Below are 16,476 nucleotides of genomic sequence, written 5' to 3'. Positions count from 1 at the left end.
ATGACCACTCTACGCCGCCTTGGCGCGACGGACCTCCACATCGCGCCGTTGGTGCTGGGCGGAAACGTGTTCGGCTGGACTGCCGACCAGGACACCAGCTTTGCGGTGCTCGACGCCTTTATCGCCGGCGGCGGCACGATGATCGACACCGCCGATGTCTATTCCGCCTGGGTTCCCGGCCACAAAGGCGGAGAATCCGAAAGCGTGATCGGCGCCTGGCTCAAGACCAGCGGCAAGCGCGACCAGGTTCAAATTGCGACCAAGGTCGGCATGTTGCCGGGCGAAGGCGGCGAAAAACTCGCGCCAGCACGCATCGCCGCGGCCTGTGACGCGTCGTTGAAACGGCTGGGCGTCGACACGATCGACCTGTATTTCGCGCATCAGGATGACGATGCCGTCGCGCAAGAGGACGCACTGGCCGCATTTGCCAAGCTGATCGACGCGGGCAAGGTGCGCGCGCTCGGGGCCTCCAACTTCCACGCGGCTCGGCTGAAGTCAGCTAACGACGCCGCCACTGCACAGGGCTTGCCGCATTATCATGTGTTGCAACCCGAATATAATCTGGTCAGCCGCCATAAGTTCGAAGGGCAGCTCCAGGATTATTGCGTCGAACATAATATCGGCGTGGTGCCTTATTACGGCCTCGCATCGGGCTATCTCACCGGAAAATATCGCAGCGCCGCCGATTTCGGCAAAAGCGTGCGCGGCGGGCGGATGCAGGCGTTCATCGACGGCACCGGCCCTGCCGTGCTCGCTGCGATGGACGCAATTGCCGAGGAAACGGGGGCCTCGCTCGCGCAAATCGCGCTGGCGTGGCTGGCCGCGCAGCCCGGCATCACCGCACCAATCGCGAGCGCGACCAGCGTCGCGCAAGTCGAGGAGCTGATCGGGGCGATGGGGCTGCGGCTCAGCACCGATCAAATCAACCGGCTGACCAACGCCGGGGCGTGACGCCAACCCTCCACCCGCTTCGGCCAAGAACGCGGGTGGAGGCGGAGTTCGCCGCGGCAAAGCCGCGTCGTCGGTCGGGGCTGCTAGCCCCGCCGCCCGCGCTTGATGCGGGCGCGGCGGAGCTTTCGCTCCGCCTGCTGCATCAAGCGGCGAACTGGTTCATCGTATTGTGCGCGCCACCGGCCTTCAGCGCCGCTTCGCCCGCGAAATACTCCTTGTGATCGTCGCCAATGTCACTGCCCGACATGTTCTGGTGCTTCACACAAGCGATGCCTTCGCGGATTTCCTTGCGCTGCACGCCCTTCACATAGCCGAGCATCCCCGCTTCGCCGAAATACTCCTTGGCGAGATTGTCGGTCGACAGCGCCGCCGTGTGATAGGTCGGCAACGTGATGAGGTGGTGGAAGATCCCGGCACGCGCCGCCGCATCCTTCTGGAAGGTGCGAATGCGCTCATCGGCTTCATCGGCCAGCGGCGTGCCGTCATAATCAACCGACATCAGCTTCGCGCGGTCATACGCCGACACATCCTTGCCCTCACCCGCCCAGGCATCGAACACTTGCTGGCGGAAGTTGAGCGTCCAGTTGAACGACGGCGAATTGTTATAGACCAGCTTGGCATTGGGCACGACTTCACGGATGCGGTCGACCATGCCCGCAATCTGCGCGATGTGCGGCTTCTCGGTCTCGATCCACAACAAATCGGCACCATGCTGGAGCGAGGTGATGCAGTCGAGCACGCAGCGGTCTTCGCCGGTTCCGGCGCGGAACTGGAACAGGTTGGACGGCAGACGCTTCGGTCGCAGCAGCTTGCCATCGCGGTTGAGGATGACGTCGCCATTGCGCGCAGTGGCGGGGTCGATCTCCTCGCAATCGAGGAAGCTGTTATACAGGTCGCCAAGGTCGCCCGGCTCCTTCGACACCGCGATTTGCTTGGTCAGGCCTGCACCGAGCGAGTCGGTGCGCGTGACGATGATGCCATCCTCAACGCCGAGTTCGAGAAAGGCATACCGGCAGGCGCGGACCTTGGCGAGGAAGTCCTCATGCGGCACCGTGACCTTGCCGTCCTGATGGCCGCACTGCTTTTCGTCCGAAACCTGATTTTCGATCTGCAGCGCGCAGGCCCCCGCCTCGATCATCTTCTTGGCGAGCAGGTAGGTCGCCTCGGCATTGCCGAAGCCCGCGTCGATGTCGGCGATGATCGGCACGACATGCGTCTGATAGCCGTCGATCGCGTTGAGCAAACGATGCTCGTTGACTTCGTCCCCGGCGGCGCGTGCCGCATCAAGTTCACGGAACATCATGCCCAATTCACGCGCATCGGCCTGGCGCAGAAAGGTGTACAGTTCCTCGATCAGCGCCGGAACGCTGGTCTTTTCATGCATCGACTGGTCAGGCAGCGGCCCGAATTCGCTGCGCAATGCGGCAACCATCCAGCCCGAGAGATACAGATAGCGACGCTCGGTCGATCCAAAATGCTTCTTGATGCTGATCATCTTCTGCTGGCCGATGAAGCCATGCCAGCAGCCGAGCGATTGCGTGTAATTGGCCGGATCAGCATCATAAGCCGCCATGTCGCGGCGCATGATCGCGGCGGTGTAGCGCGCAATGTCGAGCCCGGTCTGGAAACGGTTCTGCACCCGCATCCGCGCGACGCTCTCGGCATCGATGCCATCCCAGGTGCCATTCTGGCTCTGGATGAGTTTGGCGGTTTCGGCGATGGCGGTCTGGTAGGTCACGGCAAACATCCTTATCGGCTACGATGCTTGCAATGTAGGCAAGTTTACAGATAACTTCGACGTATATCCGTCATAAATTGGGGTTTCCTTGTTAATTGTCGCCCATTAATTTTGTAATTATGAAATATATTTACAATTCTGCCGGACGATTGGCGCGAAGGCTCTAAACCTGTCGAAATCGCCATCAAACGCCCACAGCCCCGCCATGACGTTGCGGGAGAGAGCCCCCCCTCAGTCTCCGCCAAAGGTGAAGGCACTCACGCCGCGCTCGCGTTCGTTGATGGCGAGCGCGCGGCCAACCGGGGGCAAGGACCGCTGCGGACAGCCACTGCGCCCACACGCCCGGCACCCAAGCCCGATTGGCGCCGCCTCCGCTTTCAGGTCCAGCCCGCGCGCCACTGCCAGCGTGCCCGCATGTTCCGCCGCCACGCCGAGCCCGACTGCGAACTCCGCCGGCACCGCGCCGTGGCGCCGCCCTTGCGGGGTAACCGTGCGCGCCATCGTCAACCAGCGTGCGCCACCTTCCAGTTCCACCAATTGCACCGCCAGGGCCCCCGGACGATCAAACGCCGCGTGCAACCGCCACAACGGACACCGGCCATCGGCCTCCGCTAACGGCGAACCGCTTGCCCCGGAAAAGCGTTTCGACGCCTGACCTGCGCGATCGATCCGTACCAGGAAGAACGGCAAGCCGCGCGCGCCGATCCGCTGCAGCGTAGTCAGCCGATGCGCCACCTGCTCAAACCCCGCGCCAAAGCGCCGCTGCAACAGCTCGATGTCATAGCCGGTTGCCTCGCACGCCCGCAGGAAGCGCGCATAGGGCATCATCAACGCCGCCGCGAAATAACTGGCGAGATGGCGACGATACAACCGTTCTGCATCGCGGTCGGTAAAGCCCGCGCCCTTGGCAAGGCCATCGATCTCCCCGCGCGCCTCGATCTGCGCGAGTTGATATGCGGCCCCGAACACGCGTGAGGCCGGGTCGAGCATTTCGGACAATTGCAATTGGCGGGCGTGCAAATCGGTCCGTCGCAGCAGATCGGGCATGACATCGACCGGCAGCACGCGAATGGTCAGTTGGTGTTTCACCCGCAACCGCTCGGCAATTGCGCCATAAAGATCACCCGCCCCCAGCCGCAATTCATCGGCCAGTCCCTCGGCCAGAGCATCAAGGTCGGCGAAGTGACCGCGCCACCGCTCGATCTCGCGCCGAACCTCGGCAATCGGGTCCGCAGCCCCGGCCTCGGCCGCGCCGCCCGCCCCGATCCGATCGAAAGCGCGTGCAAACGCCTCCGCCCCGCCCGGCGCACCCGCGAGCCACTCCTCGATTTCGTTGCGGTCGATTTCGAGATCGGCGAACATCGGATCGGCAAGCCGCCGCCGCAACGCCGCCTCCCCGCCCCCCGGCTCCCCCGCCGCCAGCGCCCGCGGATCGAAATCGAAACTCTCGGCCAGTTTGACGATCAGCGACGCCGACAGGGGGCGCTGATTCTTTTCGACCAGATTGAGATAGCTCGGGCTGATCGTCAGCGCCTCCGCCATCGCCGCCTGGGTCAGCCCCGCCTGCCGCCGCAAGCGACGAATGGCGTGCCCGGCGAACAGTTTGCGATCGGCCATGCGGTTGCGTCCTTAGATGTTGCGCGGTGCCCGGAGCGAATCGCGATACCCGTCATGCCGTATCCTGTCACATCTTTACAAGGCCACGATCAATCTACGCAGATAAGTAACGCCTTTACCGAATGGCAAGCTCATGCCCCCTGTTCGGGTCGACCGTTTCGTCCCTATTGCGCCGTCAACGGATGGGTCGCTTGTCGAAAAGCTCGACCGTTCGCAAAGGCTTTGAAGGTTTCCTGGGGAGGAAAGGATGCCCGCCACGCACATGCGTGGCGGGCATTTCCTTATTCTACGCGTTCACCGAACGGAGCGACCGAAACGTGCAAGCGCGCCCTCGCTCCGCCCGCCACCTATGCGGTGGGGCCTTTCCCGCTTCCAAAAGGGAATGAGGAACTGCGCCAAAGCCGCCACAGCGTAACAATGCCAATCGTCGCCCAGGCGACGTTGAGCGTGGTCGAGGGCCACGCGCCGTGCCAGCCGCTGTTCAAAACAAATCCGGCCGCGCCGACGACGTTCATCCATTGGAACGCCGCCGACTGGCCGGACAATTTACCCGTTGAAACCAGCAGATAGGAAGCGAGGATGAGCAGCGCCGCTGCCCATCCAATCGCCTCGATCGCCATCGTCAAGACAGCATCGGCATTACGCCGCGAGCTTGCGCAGCACGTACTGCAGGATGCCGCCGTTGAGGAAATATTCCAGCTCGTTGACGGTATCGATGCGGCAGCGCGTCAGGAAGGTTTCAACCGTGCCGTCGGCGCGAGTCATCACGACTTCAACATCCTGGCGCGGGCGGATTCCGGCGACCTTCATGATGGTGAAGCTTTCCGAACCGTCGAGCTTCAGGGTCTTGCGATCGACACCTTCGGCGAACTGCAACGGCAGCACGCCCATGCCGACCAGGTTCGAGCGGTGGATGCGCTCGAAGCTCTCGGTAATGACGACACGCACGCCGAGCAGATTGGTGCCCTTCGCCGCCCAGTCGCGCGACGAGCCGGTGCCATATTCCTTGCCCGCGATGACGATCAACGGAACGCCGTCGGCCTTGAAGCGCATCGCCGCGTCATAGATCGGCATCGTCTCGCCCTTGTACGAGGACATGCCGCCCTCGATGCCCGGGACCATCTCGTTCTTGATGCGGATGTTGGCGAAGGTGCCGCGCACCATGACATTGTCGTTGCCGCGACGTGCGCCATAGGAGTTGAAGTCGGCACGCGCGACCTGACGCTCCATCAGCCATGCACCAGCGGGGCTATCAGCCTTGATCGACCCTGCCGGCGAAATGTGGTCGGTGGTGATCGAGTCGCCCAGGATCGCGAGCGGACGCGCCTCGACAATGTCCTGCACCGGTGCCGGGGTCATCGACATGCCCTCGAAATACGGCGGGTTGGCGATGTAGGTCGAGGCGGGCGGCCACGCATAGGTGTCCGAACCAACCACGTCGATCGCCTGCCACTTCTTGTCGCCAAGGAACACGCTGGCATAGCGCGACTGGAACATGCCACGATCGATGTTGGCGTCCATCACTTCGCGGACTTCGGCGTTGGTCGGCCAGATGTCCTTGAGGTAAACGTCGGTGCCGTCGGTCGCCTGGCCGATCGGGGTGGTGGTGAAGTCCTCGGTCACCGTGCCCTTGAGCGCATAGGCCACGACCAGCGGCGGCGAGGCGAGGAAGTTGGCGCGCACGTCGGGCGAAACGCGACCCTCGAAGTTGCGGTTGCCCGACAGCACCGAGGCAGCGACGATGTCATTGCCGTTGATCGCCGCCGAAATCGGCGCGGCGAGCGGGCCCGAATTGCCGATGCAGGTGGTGCAGCCATAGCCGACGAGGTTGAAGCCGACCGCGTTGAGGTCCTCGGTCAAGCCAGCCTTGTCGAGATAGTCGGTCACGACCTGCGAGCCAGGTGCCAGCGAGGTCTTCACCCACGGCTTGGGCTTGAGACCGAAGGCATTCGCCTTGCGCGCGACCAGACCGGCGGCGACCAGCACCGACGGGTTGGAGGTGTTGGTGCAGCTCGTAATCGCGGCGATCACCACGTCGCCATCGCCGATGTCATGGTCACGGCCTTCGACCGGAACGCGCTTGGCGGTGGCGTGGCTGTAGACCTTGGCGAGATCGGCGTTGAAGGTATCATCGACCTCGGTGAGGATAACCTTGTCCTGCGGGCGCTTGGGGCCGGCGAGCGACGGCACGACGCTCGACATGTCGAGTTCGAGCGTGTCGGTAAACACCGGGTCGGGCGCGTCGGCCAGACGCCACATGCCCTGCGCCTTGGCATAGGCCTCTACCAGCGCGATCTGTTCATCGCTGCGGCCGGTCAGGCGCAGATAGGTGAGCGTCGCGTCATCGACCGGGAAGAAGCCGCAAGTCGCGCCATATTCCGGTGCCATGTTGGCGATCGTCGCGCGATCGGCGAGCGACAACGCATCGAGGCCGGGGCCATAAAATTCGACGAAACGACCGACCACACCCTTGGCACGCAGCATCTGCGTTACGGTGAGCACGAGATCGGTCGCGGTGATGCCCTCGGCGAGGCCGCCGTGGAGCTTGAAGCCGACGACTTCCGGAATCAGCATCGAAACAGGCTGGCCGAGCATCGCGGCTTCCGCCTCGATCCCGCCAACGCCCCAACCGAGCACGCCGAGGCCGTTGACCATCGTCGTGTGGCTGTCGGTGCCAACGCAAGTGTCGGGATAAGCGATCGTCTTGCCGTCGGGCGAGACCGACGACCACACCGCCTGCGCGATGTTTTCCAAATTCACCTGGTGGCAGATGCCGGTGCCGGGGGGTACGACCTTGAAGTTATCAAGCGCCTTGGAACCCCATTTCAGGAACTCATAGCGCTCGTTATTGCGCTGATATTCGAGCTCGACGTTATCCTCGAACGCCTTGGGCGTGCCGAATTCGTCGACCATCACCGAGTGATCGATCACCAGATGCACCGGCACCAGCGGGTTGATCTTCGCCGCATCCCCACCAAGCTTGGTGATCGCATCGCGCATCGCCGCGAGATCGACGACGCACGGAACGCCGGTGAAATCCTGCATCAGCACGCGCGCCGGGCGATACTGGACTTCGCGGTCGGACTTGCGTTCCTGCTGCCAGTCGATGATCGCCTGCAGGTCTTCAGTGGTGACGGTGACGCCGTCTTCGAAGCGCAGCAGGTTTTCGAGCAGCACCTTCATCGAGAAGGGCAAGCGGCTGATGTCGCCTAGTTTCGCCGCAGCGGTCGCGAGGCTGAAATAATCATACTGCGTACCGTTCACGTCGAGCGTGGTGCGAGTGCCGAGGGTATCCTGGCCAATGGCGGTCATATGCAGCGGGTCCTTCCCTATGGGGCCTAACGGGGCGCGGCGGGGAGGCGGCGAAAAGCCGCGCGGGCGCGCCCTATATGGGCGAATGCAAGAGTCGAATGGGGCGATAGCAGCGAGGGGAAGCTTGGGAAAGGGCGCGAGGCCGATATCACGGGCGAAAAGGGCACAACACGTACCGCGAATCAACGACGGTGCGCCATCTGGCGTGCCGAATGGTCTTATGATGAATCATGGCCCCACCCCTATTTTGCTGGTAGGGACTCGTGTGCGAAACAAGCACATCGGTGTGCCTGGATCGAGAGTGGGGTAAAGGTGTGACAGAGGATTTTCTCGTCATAGGCGATCACGCACCTCCATCCGATAATCCGCCCGAAATCACCAAGGCTGCCGCGCTTTCGAGCACTTCGATGGCAGCACTCGCGGCGACGCTGACGCTGGCGGGATGCGGCGATGGCGGCGGCGGCGGGGCGACCGGCGGTTCCCCGACCCCCTCGCCTTCCACGCCCACACCGATTGCCGCGGCGGCTGCCAGCCGGTTCCTCGGCCAGGCAACGCTGGGCGCGACCAAAGCGGAAATCGCGAATGTACAGGCGCTCAGCTATGATGGCTGGATAAGCCAGCAATTCGCCTTGCCGCGCACGACCAGCCATTGGGACTGGCTGGTCGCCAATGGCTATTCGGCCGCAAGCTTCATCAATGCGCTGTCGGGCTTCGACCAGACGATCTGGCGGCAAATGATTGTCGAGCCGGATCAATTGCGCCAACGCGTCGGCATCGCCTTGTCCGAGATGCTGGTGATCGGGGTCGACGGCCTCAACCTCAACTGGAGGCAGTTTGCGGGTGCCGCCTATTTCGACCTGCTGCTCGACAATGCCTTCGGCAATTTCCGCACACTGATGGGCACCATCACCACCAACGCCGCGATGGCGACCTTCCTGACCTTCCTTGCAACCGGAAGGCCAATCCCACCACGGGCGCGCAGCCAGACGAGAATTATGCGCGCGAACTGATGCAATTGTTCACGCTCGGCCTGTATCAGCTCAACCCCGACGGATCGATCAAGACCAACGCGGGCACGCCGCTCGAAACCTATGGCCCGACGGATGTATCCGGGTTGGCGCGGGTGTTTACGGGGCTCAACCTAGCATCCTCGGTCAGCACCACGCCGGATCGCTACCGCGTACCGCTGGTGATGACGGCGTCGCAGCACGAAAGCGGCGCCTCGACCTTCCTCGGCACGACGATCCCCGCCGGAACCGAAGGGATGGCCGCGATCAACCTCGCGCTCGATGCGATTTTCGCGCACCCTAACGTGCCGCCCTTCATCTCCAAACAGTTGATCCAGCGGCTGGTGACCTCCAACCCCTCGCCAGCCTATATCGGGCGCGTATCCGCGGTATTTGCCAATAACGGTGCCGGGGTACGCGGCGATATGAAGGCGGTCATCCGCGCGATTCTGCTCGATACCGAAGCGCGCGATACCGCTGCACTCACCAGCACCACAGCGGGCAAGTTGCGCGAACCGGTGGCCCGGCTGGTCGGCTGGGCACGCGCCTTTTCGGCAACATCGCCCTCCAATGCGTGGGCGATTGGGGACACATCGAGTTCCAGTTCCCGGCTCGCGCAATCGATTGGACACAGCGCAACGGTCTTCAATTTCTTTCGTCCGGGCTATGCGCCGCCCAACACCGCCATCGCCAATGCCGGGCTGGTCGCGCCGGAATTCCAGATCACCAATGAACTGAGCGTTGTCGCCTATATCAATTACATGCAGGCACTGATCGCCAACGGCACCGGCGACTTCAAGGCCGATTATACCACGATCCTGACGCTCGCGGCGGACAGCCAGGCGTTGATCGACGAAATCAACCTCGTGCTCGCGAACGGGCAATTGAGCAGCGCCACCGTCGCGGCGATCAAGGCGGCGGTCGACAGTATCGCCAATACCGGGGCAAGCGGACCCAGCAACCGCGTGATGACCGCGATTTTGCTGACAATGGCCTCACCCGATTATCTGACCTTCAAGTGAGGATCGCGTCATGACCAGCGACCAATCCCGCCGCGCCTTCCTCAAACGCTCCGCCGCGCTCGGTCTGGCGGGCAGCGCGATGCCGTTCGTCACCAGCCTTGCCGCGATCGGCGAAGCGGCGGCGGCGGTTACCAGCGATTACAAGGCGCTGGTCTGCGTGTTCCTGTATGGCGGCAACGATTACGCCAACACGCTGCCGCCCTATGACCAGGCGAGCCATGCGCTCTATCAGGCCGCGCGCAGCAACATCGCGCTCGATCGCGCGGCACTCGCGGCAACCGTGCTGAACCCTGCGACCGCGCTGGCCGGCGGCAGGCAATATGCGCTGGCTCCGACGCTGTCGCCGCTGCTGCCGCTGTTCAACGCGGGGAAGATGGCGGTCGCGCTGAATGTCGGCACGCTGGTCCAGCCGACGACCAAGGCGCAATATAGCGCCAACTCGGTTCCGCTGCCGCCCAAGCTGTTCAGCCACAATGACCAGCAAAGCTATTGGCAGGCCTCCAGTCCCGAAGGCGCCACCTCGGGCTGGGGCGGACGGATCGGCGACCTGTTCCAGAGCGGCAACGGATCGGCCACGCTGACCTGCATCAACGCCACCGGCAATACCGTGTTCCTGACCGGCAAGACCGCGATCCAATATGCGGTTGGCACCGGCGGCCCGATCGCCTTGTTGAACAACGCCTCGACGCTGTTCGGGTCGAGCACGGGCGCGAGCACACTGCGCACGCTGATCGCCGCATCGCAAACCAACATTTTCCAGGACGAGCACGCCAAGATCAGCAAGCGCGCGCTCGACACCTATGCCCAGGTCAACACCGCGCTCGCCAGCGCGCCTGCCGCCAATTTCCCGCTTTTTCCCACGCCCAACAGCCTTGCCGATCAGCTCAAGATCGTCGCGCGGCTCATTTCGGTGTCATCACAACTGGGCGCGCGGCGGCAAGTGTTCTTCGTGTCGCTCGGCGGATGGGACATGCACGACGCGCTGGTCGCCAACCATCCAACCCAGACCGCGCTGCTCGCCAATGCGATGCGCGCCTTTTACGATACCACGGTCGCGATGGGCGTTGCCGACAAGGTCACCACCTTCACCGCTTCCGATTTCGGGCGAACCCTCCAGTCGAATGACGACGGGTCCGATCATGGCTGGGGCAGTATGCACTTCGTGATGGGCGATGCGGTGCGCGGCCAGCGCTTTTATGGGACCCCGCCTGCGATCGGCAACGGCACACCCGACGATGTCGGCCAGGGTCGCCTGTTACCGACGATCGCGGTCGACCAATATGCCGCGACGCTCGCCAATTGGTTCGGCGTTTCCGCCACCGACATGCGCACGGTGTTGCCCAATATCGGCAATTACAATGCCTCGACCTGGAACCTGGGCTTCGTTTGACGGATGCCGAAGCGTTGACCAGAGGACGAACACAAGGCACCGCTTGCGCGTTGGGTGAGGAGCGCGCAGCAACGGCGCGGCGGCAATAGGAGATTCCCATGCGCACATTCGTGATCGCGGCAACCGCATTGACGACGTTGGGCCTCACCGGCTGCGACACACAAAAGACGGTTGCGGTCGGCGCGCCAGTGGCGGAGGGCGCGCACGCGGTTGCGCAAATCCGCACGCCGGATGGCGCCGATGTCGGCCGCGCGACCGCAACCGAGGTGACGGGCGGCCTGCGGCTAACCCTCGACCTACACGATCTCACCCCTGGCACGCACGGCGCGCATGTCCACACCGTCGGACGCTGCGATGCGCCCGATTTTGCGAGTGCCGGTGGCCATTGGAACCCGGCTGGCACCAAACACGGGTCGATGAACCCGCAAGGCCCGCATGGGGGCGATCTGCCCAATCTCATCGTCAGCGCTGGTGGGCGCGGGACGATCGGCATCCTGCTGCCCGGCGCGACAATGGCGGCGCTGCTCGACACCGATGGTGCCGCCATCGTCGTCCATGCCAAGCCCGACGATCTGATGACCGATCCGTCGGGCAATAGCGGGGCGCGGATCGCCTGCGGGGTGTTCGGCGCGGGCTGAGCCCGGCGCGTTCAGGCGATCGTTTCCCCGGCAGCACGCGCCCGCGCCTCGCGATTGGCCTCGGCACGCGGCACCAGGCGATAGGCTGCGATGGCCGCCGCGATCGTGACCGGCGCGGTGAGCAGCAGCGAAAGCACGCCGGTGGTGAGGCTGCCCGAGACGGTCGAGACGCGCCCGGCGATGTATGGCCCCATCGCAAGGCCGAGCAACGTCGTGCCAATGAAGAAAGCGCCCGTCGCGGTGCCGCGCATCCGCGGCAGCACGAGATCCTGCATTGTTGCCCCGGCAGCGCCCAGCGCCGTGCTCGCGCAGGTCGCCGCCACCAGTAACGACGAGACGAACACCGACACGTCACCACTGCGAAACGCGATGACGATGAACGGCAAAGGCACGATCGCGCCGAACAGGATGACCATGATCCGCCCCGCCGCAAAGCGCCGCCGCAGCCGGTCCGCGACAATACCGCCGACCGTCACCCCGACAAAACCACCAAAGGCCAGCGTCCCACCAATCCATCCGCCCGCCTGCTGGATCGTCACCCCCAGCGTGCGCATCGCATAGGGTGCCGCCCACAAGCTGACGCCGTAGCTGACAAACGCATTCAGGCCATAAGCCACGACGACGCAGAGAAACGCCGGATTGGCGATTACGAGCGTATAGGTCGGCAAATCACGGCGTTTCAGCGCGCTGGCCCAGGAAAACACCGCATAAGCCCCCAGCCCGACTGCGGTCCATTGCGGCCACGGTTCGCCAAAATGGCGCAACAGCGCGACTGCCCCCGCCACCACACCAAGTGCAAGAAGGTTGACTGCCAACGCCCGAACCCCGCCGCGCGCCGCGCCAATCAGCGTGAAGGGCGGCACGATCGTGAGCAGATCCGCCAGAAGGGCGCGGAACGGTGCCGGATGCCGCTCGGGTGCGGGCAGGCCTTCCACTGCACCCCGAACGGGCTCGCGCAGTGTCGCGACCAACAGCGCAATCAACAATCCCGGCAGCCCGACGGCAATGAACGCCGCCTGCCATCCATGCAGGCCCAGCGGCCCACCGTTCGGATAGGCCATGTTCCAGCGATGCACGACCAGGCCCGCAATGCTGAGCGAAATTCCACCGCCAACATACAGGCCGGACGAATAAATCGCGAGCGCGGTCGCCCGCAGCTTTTTAGGGAAATAGTCCGAAATCAGGGAATAAGCCGACGGACTTGCCGTCGCTTCCCCGATACCCACCCCGATCCGCGCACCGACCAGCATCCCACCGGAGCGCGCAAAGCCGGAAAGCGCGGTCATGCTCGACCACAGCACCAGGCCCGCCGTCATTAACCGTACCCGGTGCCAATTGTCGGCGAGCCGACCAAGCGGGATTCCGAACAGCGAATAGAACACCCCGAACGCGGTGCCATAAAGGAAACCGAGATCCTCATCTTTCAAATGCAGATCGCGCTTAATGTCCTCGGCGAGGATCGAAATGATCTGCCGGTCGACGAAGTTGAGCACATATACGAGGAACAGAACCCCTAAAACGTACCATGCATAAGCAGAAGCACGCGGCGGCGCGGTGCCCAAAGGGGTCGCCATTCGATCAATCCTCTCGGCAGTTTCTGCTCTGGCACCGAGCCTAGCAGAGCATACCGAAATTACGAAAGCGATTTTACCGCCGCATCGCCGTTCGGTTCAGCCCCCTCCCCTTCAGGCTCGCGGGTCCATTGGCGTCGGTGGAGTGGATTGGGTCAGATCGACCGAAAAATACTGCTTGCGCCCGCGCGAACGCGCCCGCTTGCGACGTCTCACAGAGGCGTACACGGCCACGGCCCCGCCTATTATAACGATTGCAACCACCACCACCGTCATCGGTTGCTCCCTTTTTGCCAATCGCAAACGTATGCTGCAGTGCCGTAAGCGTGCCAAATTGACCAGTGAAAACGATGTCATGTCAACCACTGCATCAACCGACATTCTTTTTTGCCCGGCGAGCGAGCATCCGACAGAAAGCGGATTCGCTTGAAAACCGGTTCAATCACGCCGATATTAAGGGGTAACCGGCACTCGGCCGGTCTTTAGGAGCTTTTCGCAATGGCAAACTGGTCTGATCCCCGTCCGAATGCCTCGGCGTTCCCGGCGGCAGGGTCCGTCGGCACGGCGACGTTCGATGCCGGGCTGCGCAGTTATATGCTCTCGGTTTACAACTATATGCTCTCGGGCATTTTGCTGACTGGCCTTGTCGCGATGTTCTTTTCGTGGGGCGGGCTCGATTCGCCCGCCGCGCACATCCTCGGCGGGGGCGGTCCGCTCGCCTGGATCATCACGCTCGCCCCGTTGGGCTTCGTCTTCGGCATGAGCTTTGGCGCCGCACGCATGGCGCCGGGCACGCTGCAGGCGATGTTCTGGGGCTTCGCGGTCGCGATGGGCCTGTCGTTGTCGACGGTGTTTCTGCGTTATACCGGCAGCTCGGTTGCGCAGGCTTTCTTTGCAACCTCGGCGGCGTTCGCGGGTCTCAGCCTGTACGGCTACACCACCAAGCGCGACCTGTCGGCGTTCGGCACGTTCCTGATTATGGGCTTGGTCGGCTTGATCGTTGCAAGCCTGCTCAACCTGTTCTTCCAGTCCGGTCCGCTCACGCTGGTAATCAGCTTCGTCGGCGTTCTGTTGTTCGCTGGCCTCACCGCCTATGACACGCAACGGACCAAGAGCATCTATGCCCATGTCGCCGGGACGGAAGACGAACCGCGCATGGTCATCATGTCGGCACTCAACCTCTATCTCGACTTCATCAACATGTTCCTGTTCATCCTGCGGATTTTCGGCAACCGCAACTGATCGGCACGAGACGCTACACACCGGATCTTTCCGGTCTGGGCCCGATAGAATCTCTATCGGGCCCTTTCTTTTGTCCAAAGGACGACGATGCGCCTCTCGATCGATGTGATGCTGGACTATGCGATCGACGGTACAGCCGATGTGCTGTTGCTGATCGAAGCCGCCAAGGGCGCCGACCAAATACTCTTGCTGCAAGACCTGAAAGTCTGGAGCAACTCGCCCTTGCGCGCGGTGCCAGGCGAAGACGGTATCGGCCAGCGATGCTGGGCACGCGGCGAAGGATCCATCCACGCCGAATATCGCGCGACCGTCGAAATCCAGCGCCAAGCCCATGATTTTGCGAAGCTGGGCAACACCCCGATCCGCTCGATGCCGCCCGAAACAATCCCGTATTTGTTACCCAGCCGCTATTGCGAGTCCGATCGCCTCGAAGGTTTTGTCGAACAGAAGTTTGGGGGGATGGCAGCGGGACCGCTGGCCAGCGCGCTGGTCGACTGGGTGGCAAACCACCTCACTTATGCCAGCGGCACCTCCAGCGGCACCACGACCGCGTTGATGACCTTTGCCGAGCGGCGCGGCGTGTGCCGCGATTATGCTCATCTGCTGGTCGCACTCGCGCGCGCAGGCGGCATCCCCGCACGCTGTGTATCGGCCTATGCACCAGGCGTTGATCCGCCCGATTTCCATGCCGTGGCCGAATTGTGGATCGACGGCGATTGGCACTTGATCGACGCCACGCACATGGCGTCCAGCGCGGAACTCGTGCGCGTGGCCGTCGGGCGTGATGCCACCGATATCGCTTTCATGACCGTATTCGGCAGCGCCACGCTGAACCAGCAGCGCGTCAGCGTCACCCGCCTCCCCTAAACGGAACACTGTACGCGCTTTGCTCGTTCTATGGTCGCTACAGCCAGGAGAGCAATGATGTCGCAGGATACCAAGCCGATCGACGAAATGGCGCTCGACAGCCAGTCGGTCACCCCCGGCAGCCCCGAAGAGAATGAACAAATCCACCACCCGCGCCAAAACGCAGGACAGGACGAATCGATCGCCAAGCGGCTGGAGCGAGACCCGACAAGCCCGGACGCGGTTCTGGACAATGCGCTCGATGAATCGATGGACGCGTCCGATCCGCCCGCGGCGACGCAACCGGGCGACAGCACGAAACCGCCCAAATCATCCGGGTATGACCAGGATGCCGAGGCTGCGATCACCGCCAATCGTAAATAGTACCACGTCCGGCGATCGCGTCATGTTGCGCGATCGCCGCACCCTTCGAAATATTCCATCACGCCGCAAAATTCACCGCGCATGATGTTGCGTTGCAGCAAAATCTGTGGTCGCTTGCTACTATTGGACGATCGCGCGTTAACCATAGGGTAAGCCACCAAGCGCATGATCGCCCAACTGCACTTTGAGCGCGGGGTGATGTAATGGGTTCTCGTATGAAGCCGGCCAATGGCGCCATGACATTGGCGGAAATGAAAGAGTTTGCGGGCTTCTCGTCGGCGACGCAGCGCTATGTGCGGCGGTCGCTCGATATCGGGCTTGACCGTGACGACGCAATGGCGCGCTGGTCGCGCGACGTGGTCGAGGCTGCCAGCATTCGTGCCCAGGTGCGTATTTACGCCCGCCTGCCCGACATCCGGGCCATGATACCCGACGATAGTGGGCTGGATTCGGTCGAACCGCTGTTCGCTCCATTGGTGACGATCACGGCATTCGATCTTGGCCAGGGTCGGCTGACGACCTTTTCCGCCTATCGCTTCCTGTATGAACGCCTGGTCGGGGCGGGCATTCGTCCGTGGCTTCCCGCCGCTTTCTGCGCTGCGGCGGCGCTGCCGCACCTGCATCCCGATTTGCGGCGCAAATTGCTGCAGTCGATCAGCGAAGCCGCCGCAACGGCGTCGGGCTGGTCCAACCGCCAGCCCGCCTTCTTTCCGAAATGGGTTGAGAAGGTCGAATCCACCGCACTTCCGAATTGATGA

14 protein-coding genes are annotated in these 16,476 nt (G+C 63.0%); 9 read left to right on the top strand and 5 right to left on the bottom strand.

The features are described 5' to 3' along the window. Entirely contained in the window at positions 1 to 951 is a 951-nt protein-coding gene (locus WC704_RS02175) for an aldo/keto reductase (protein ID WP_372888340.1), read from the top strand. Between the two features lie 142 nt (positions 952 to 1,093). Here WC704_RS02175 and WC704_RS02170 read toward each other — a convergent pair whose 3' ends face one another. The 4 genes from WC704_RS02170 to acnA form a co-directional block, all read right to left on the bottom strand. After that, positions 1,094 to 2,689 carry an isocitrate lyase gene (locus WC704_RS02170; RefSeq protein ID WP_372888339.1) on the bottom strand — a complete coding sequence of 532 codons (1,596 nt, stop codon included), beginning with the start codon at positions 2,687 to 2,689 and terminating at the stop codon, positions 1,094 to 1,096. 231 nt (positions 2,690 to 2,920) lie between these two features. Then, entirely contained in the window at positions 2,921 to 4,306 is a 1,386-nt protein-coding gene (locus WC704_RS02165; protein ID WP_372888338.1) for a short-chain fatty acyl-CoA regulator family protein, read from the bottom strand. A 347-nt stretch (positions 4,307 to 4,653) separates the two neighbouring features. Then, positions 4,654 to 4,926: a hypothetical protein gene (locus WC704_RS02160; RefSeq protein WP_372888337.1), complete on the bottom strand. Its 273-nt coding sequence runs from the start codon at positions 4,924 to 4,926 to the stop codon at positions 4,654 to 4,656. Between the two features lie 19 nt (positions 4,927 to 4,945). Further along, positions 4,946 to 7,618 carry an aconitate hydratase AcnA gene (gene acnA, locus WC704_RS02155; protein ID WP_372888336.1) on the bottom strand — a complete coding sequence of 891 codons (2,673 nt, stop codon included), beginning with the start codon at positions 7,616 to 7,618 and terminating at the stop codon, positions 4,946 to 4,948. A gap of 407 nt (positions 7,619 to 8,025) precedes the next feature. Here acnA and WC704_RS02150 point away from each other — a divergent pair, with 407 nt between their 5' ends. From WC704_RS02150 to WC704_RS02135, 4 genes are all read left to right on the top strand, one after another. Then, positions 8,026 to 8,628, top strand: a complete 603-nt coding sequence (locus WC704_RS02150) for a DUF1800 family protein (RefSeq protein WP_372888335.1) — start codon at positions 8,026 to 8,028, stop codon at positions 8,626 to 8,628. Then, a complete protein-coding gene (locus WC704_RS02145) occupies positions 8,628 to 9,647 on the top strand; it encodes a DUF1800 family protein (RefSeq protein WP_372888334.1) in 1,020 nt (339 codons plus the stop codon). The genes WC704_RS02150 and WC704_RS02145 overlap by 1 nt, the downstream gene beginning before the upstream one ends. A gap of 10 nt (positions 9,648 to 9,657) precedes the next feature. Beyond that, positions 9,658 to 11,037, top strand: a complete 1,380-nt coding sequence (locus WC704_RS02140) for a DUF1501 domain-containing protein (RefSeq protein WP_372888333.1) — start codon at positions 9,658 to 9,660, stop codon at positions 11,035 to 11,037. 98 nt (positions 11,038 to 11,135) lie between these two features. Continuing rightward, positions 11,136 to 11,675 (top strand): superoxide dismutase family protein, encoded by a 540-nt coding sequence (locus WC704_RS02135; protein WP_372888332.1) that lies wholly within the window; start codon positions 11,136 to 11,138, stop codon positions 11,673 to 11,675. 11 nt (positions 11,676 to 11,686) lie between these two features. Here WC704_RS02135 and WC704_RS02130 read toward each other — a convergent pair whose 3' ends face one another. After that, positions 11,687 to 13,249 carry a spinster family MFS transporter gene (locus WC704_RS02130; RefSeq protein ID WP_372888331.1) on the bottom strand — a complete coding sequence of 521 codons (1,563 nt, stop codon included), beginning with the start codon at positions 13,247 to 13,249 and terminating at the stop codon, positions 11,687 to 11,689. 495 nt (positions 13,250 to 13,744) lie between these two features. On the opposite strand from WC704_RS02130, the gene WC704_RS02125 reads away from it, so the two are divergent. The 4 genes from WC704_RS02125 (at position 13,745) to WC704_RS02110 (ending at position 16,473) form a co-directional block, all read left to right on the top strand. Further along, positions 13,745 to 14,488 (top strand): Bax inhibitor-1/YccA family protein, encoded by a 744-nt coding sequence (locus tag WC704_RS02125; RefSeq protein ID WP_372888330.1) that lies wholly within the window; start codon positions 13,745 to 13,747, stop codon positions 14,486 to 14,488. Between the two features lie 87 nt (positions 14,489 to 14,575). Beyond that, entirely contained in the window at positions 14,576 to 15,355 is a 780-nt protein-coding gene (locus tag WC704_RS02120; protein WP_372888329.1) for a transglutaminase family protein, read from the top strand. Positions 15,356 to 15,412: 57 nt separating this feature from the next. Continuing rightward, positions 15,413 to 15,718, top strand: a complete 306-nt coding sequence (locus WC704_RS02115) for a hypothetical protein (protein WP_372888328.1) — start codon at positions 15,413 to 15,415, stop codon at positions 15,716 to 15,718. A gap of 203 nt (positions 15,719 to 15,921) precedes the next feature. Next, on the top strand, positions 15,922 to 16,473 hold the full coding sequence (locus WC704_RS02110) for a hypothetical protein (RefSeq protein WP_372888327.1): 552 nt from the start codon (positions 15,922 to 15,924) through the stop codon (positions 16,471 to 16,473). Positions 16,474 to 16,476 lie beyond the last annotated feature (3 nt).

This window comes from Sphingomonas sp. (assembly GCF_041661885.1).
In the GTDB taxonomy this organism is placed as follows: Bacteria; Pseudomonadota; Alphaproteobacteria; order Sphingomonadales; family Sphingomonadaceae; genus Sphingomonas.
The sequence above is the reverse complement of the archived record's forward strand: the minus strand, read 5'-3'. Positions and strand labels throughout refer to the sequence as shown.

Coding starts and splice junctions, on each gene's coding strand:
- WC704_RS02120 (WP_372888329.1), top strand. CDS start 14,576: ATGCGCCTCTCGATCGATGTGATGCTGGACTATGCGATCGACGGTACA.
- WC704_RS02140 (WP_372888333.1), top strand. CDS start 9,658: ATGACCAGCGACCAATCCCGCCGCGCCTTCCTCAAACGCTCCGCCGCG.
- WC704_RS02175 (WP_372888340.1), top strand. CDS start 1: ATGACCACTCTACGCCGCCTTGGCGCGACGGACCTCCACATCGCGCCG.
- WC704_RS02160 (WP_372888337.1), bottom strand. CDS start 4,926: ATGGCGATCGAGGCGATTGGATGGGCAGCGGCGCTGCTCATCCTCGCT.
- WC704_RS02165 (WP_372888338.1), bottom strand. CDS start 4,306: ATGGCCGATCGCAAACTGTTCGCCGGGCACGCCATTCGTCGCTTGCGG.
- WC704_RS02150 (WP_372888335.1), top strand. CDS start 8,026: ATGGCAGCACTCGCGGCGACGCTGACGCTGGCGGGATGCGGCGATGGC.
- WC704_RS02115 (WP_372888328.1), top strand. CDS start 15,413: ATGTCGCAGGATACCAAGCCGATCGACGAAATGGCGCTCGACAGCCAG.
- WC704_RS02130 (WP_372888331.1), bottom strand. CDS start 13,249: ATGGCGACCCCTTTGGGCACCGCGCCGCCGCGTGCTTCTGCTTATGCA.
- WC704_RS02125 (WP_372888330.1), top strand. CDS start 13,745: ATGGCAAACTGGTCTGATCCCCGTCCGAATGCCTCGGCGTTCCCGGCG.
- WC704_RS02145 (WP_372888334.1), top strand. CDS start 8,628: ATGCAATTGTTCACGCTCGGCCTGTATCAGCTCAACCCCGACGGATCG.
- acnA (WP_372888336.1), bottom strand. CDS start 7,618: ATGACCGCCATTGGCCAGGATACCCTCGGCACTCGCACCACGCTCGAC.
- WC704_RS02135 (WP_372888332.1), top strand. CDS start 11,136: ATGCGCACATTCGTGATCGCGGCAACCGCATTGACGACGTTGGGCCTC.
- WC704_RS02110 (WP_372888327.1), top strand. CDS start 15,922: ATGGGTTCTCGTATGAAGCCGGCCAATGGCGCCATGACATTGGCGGAA.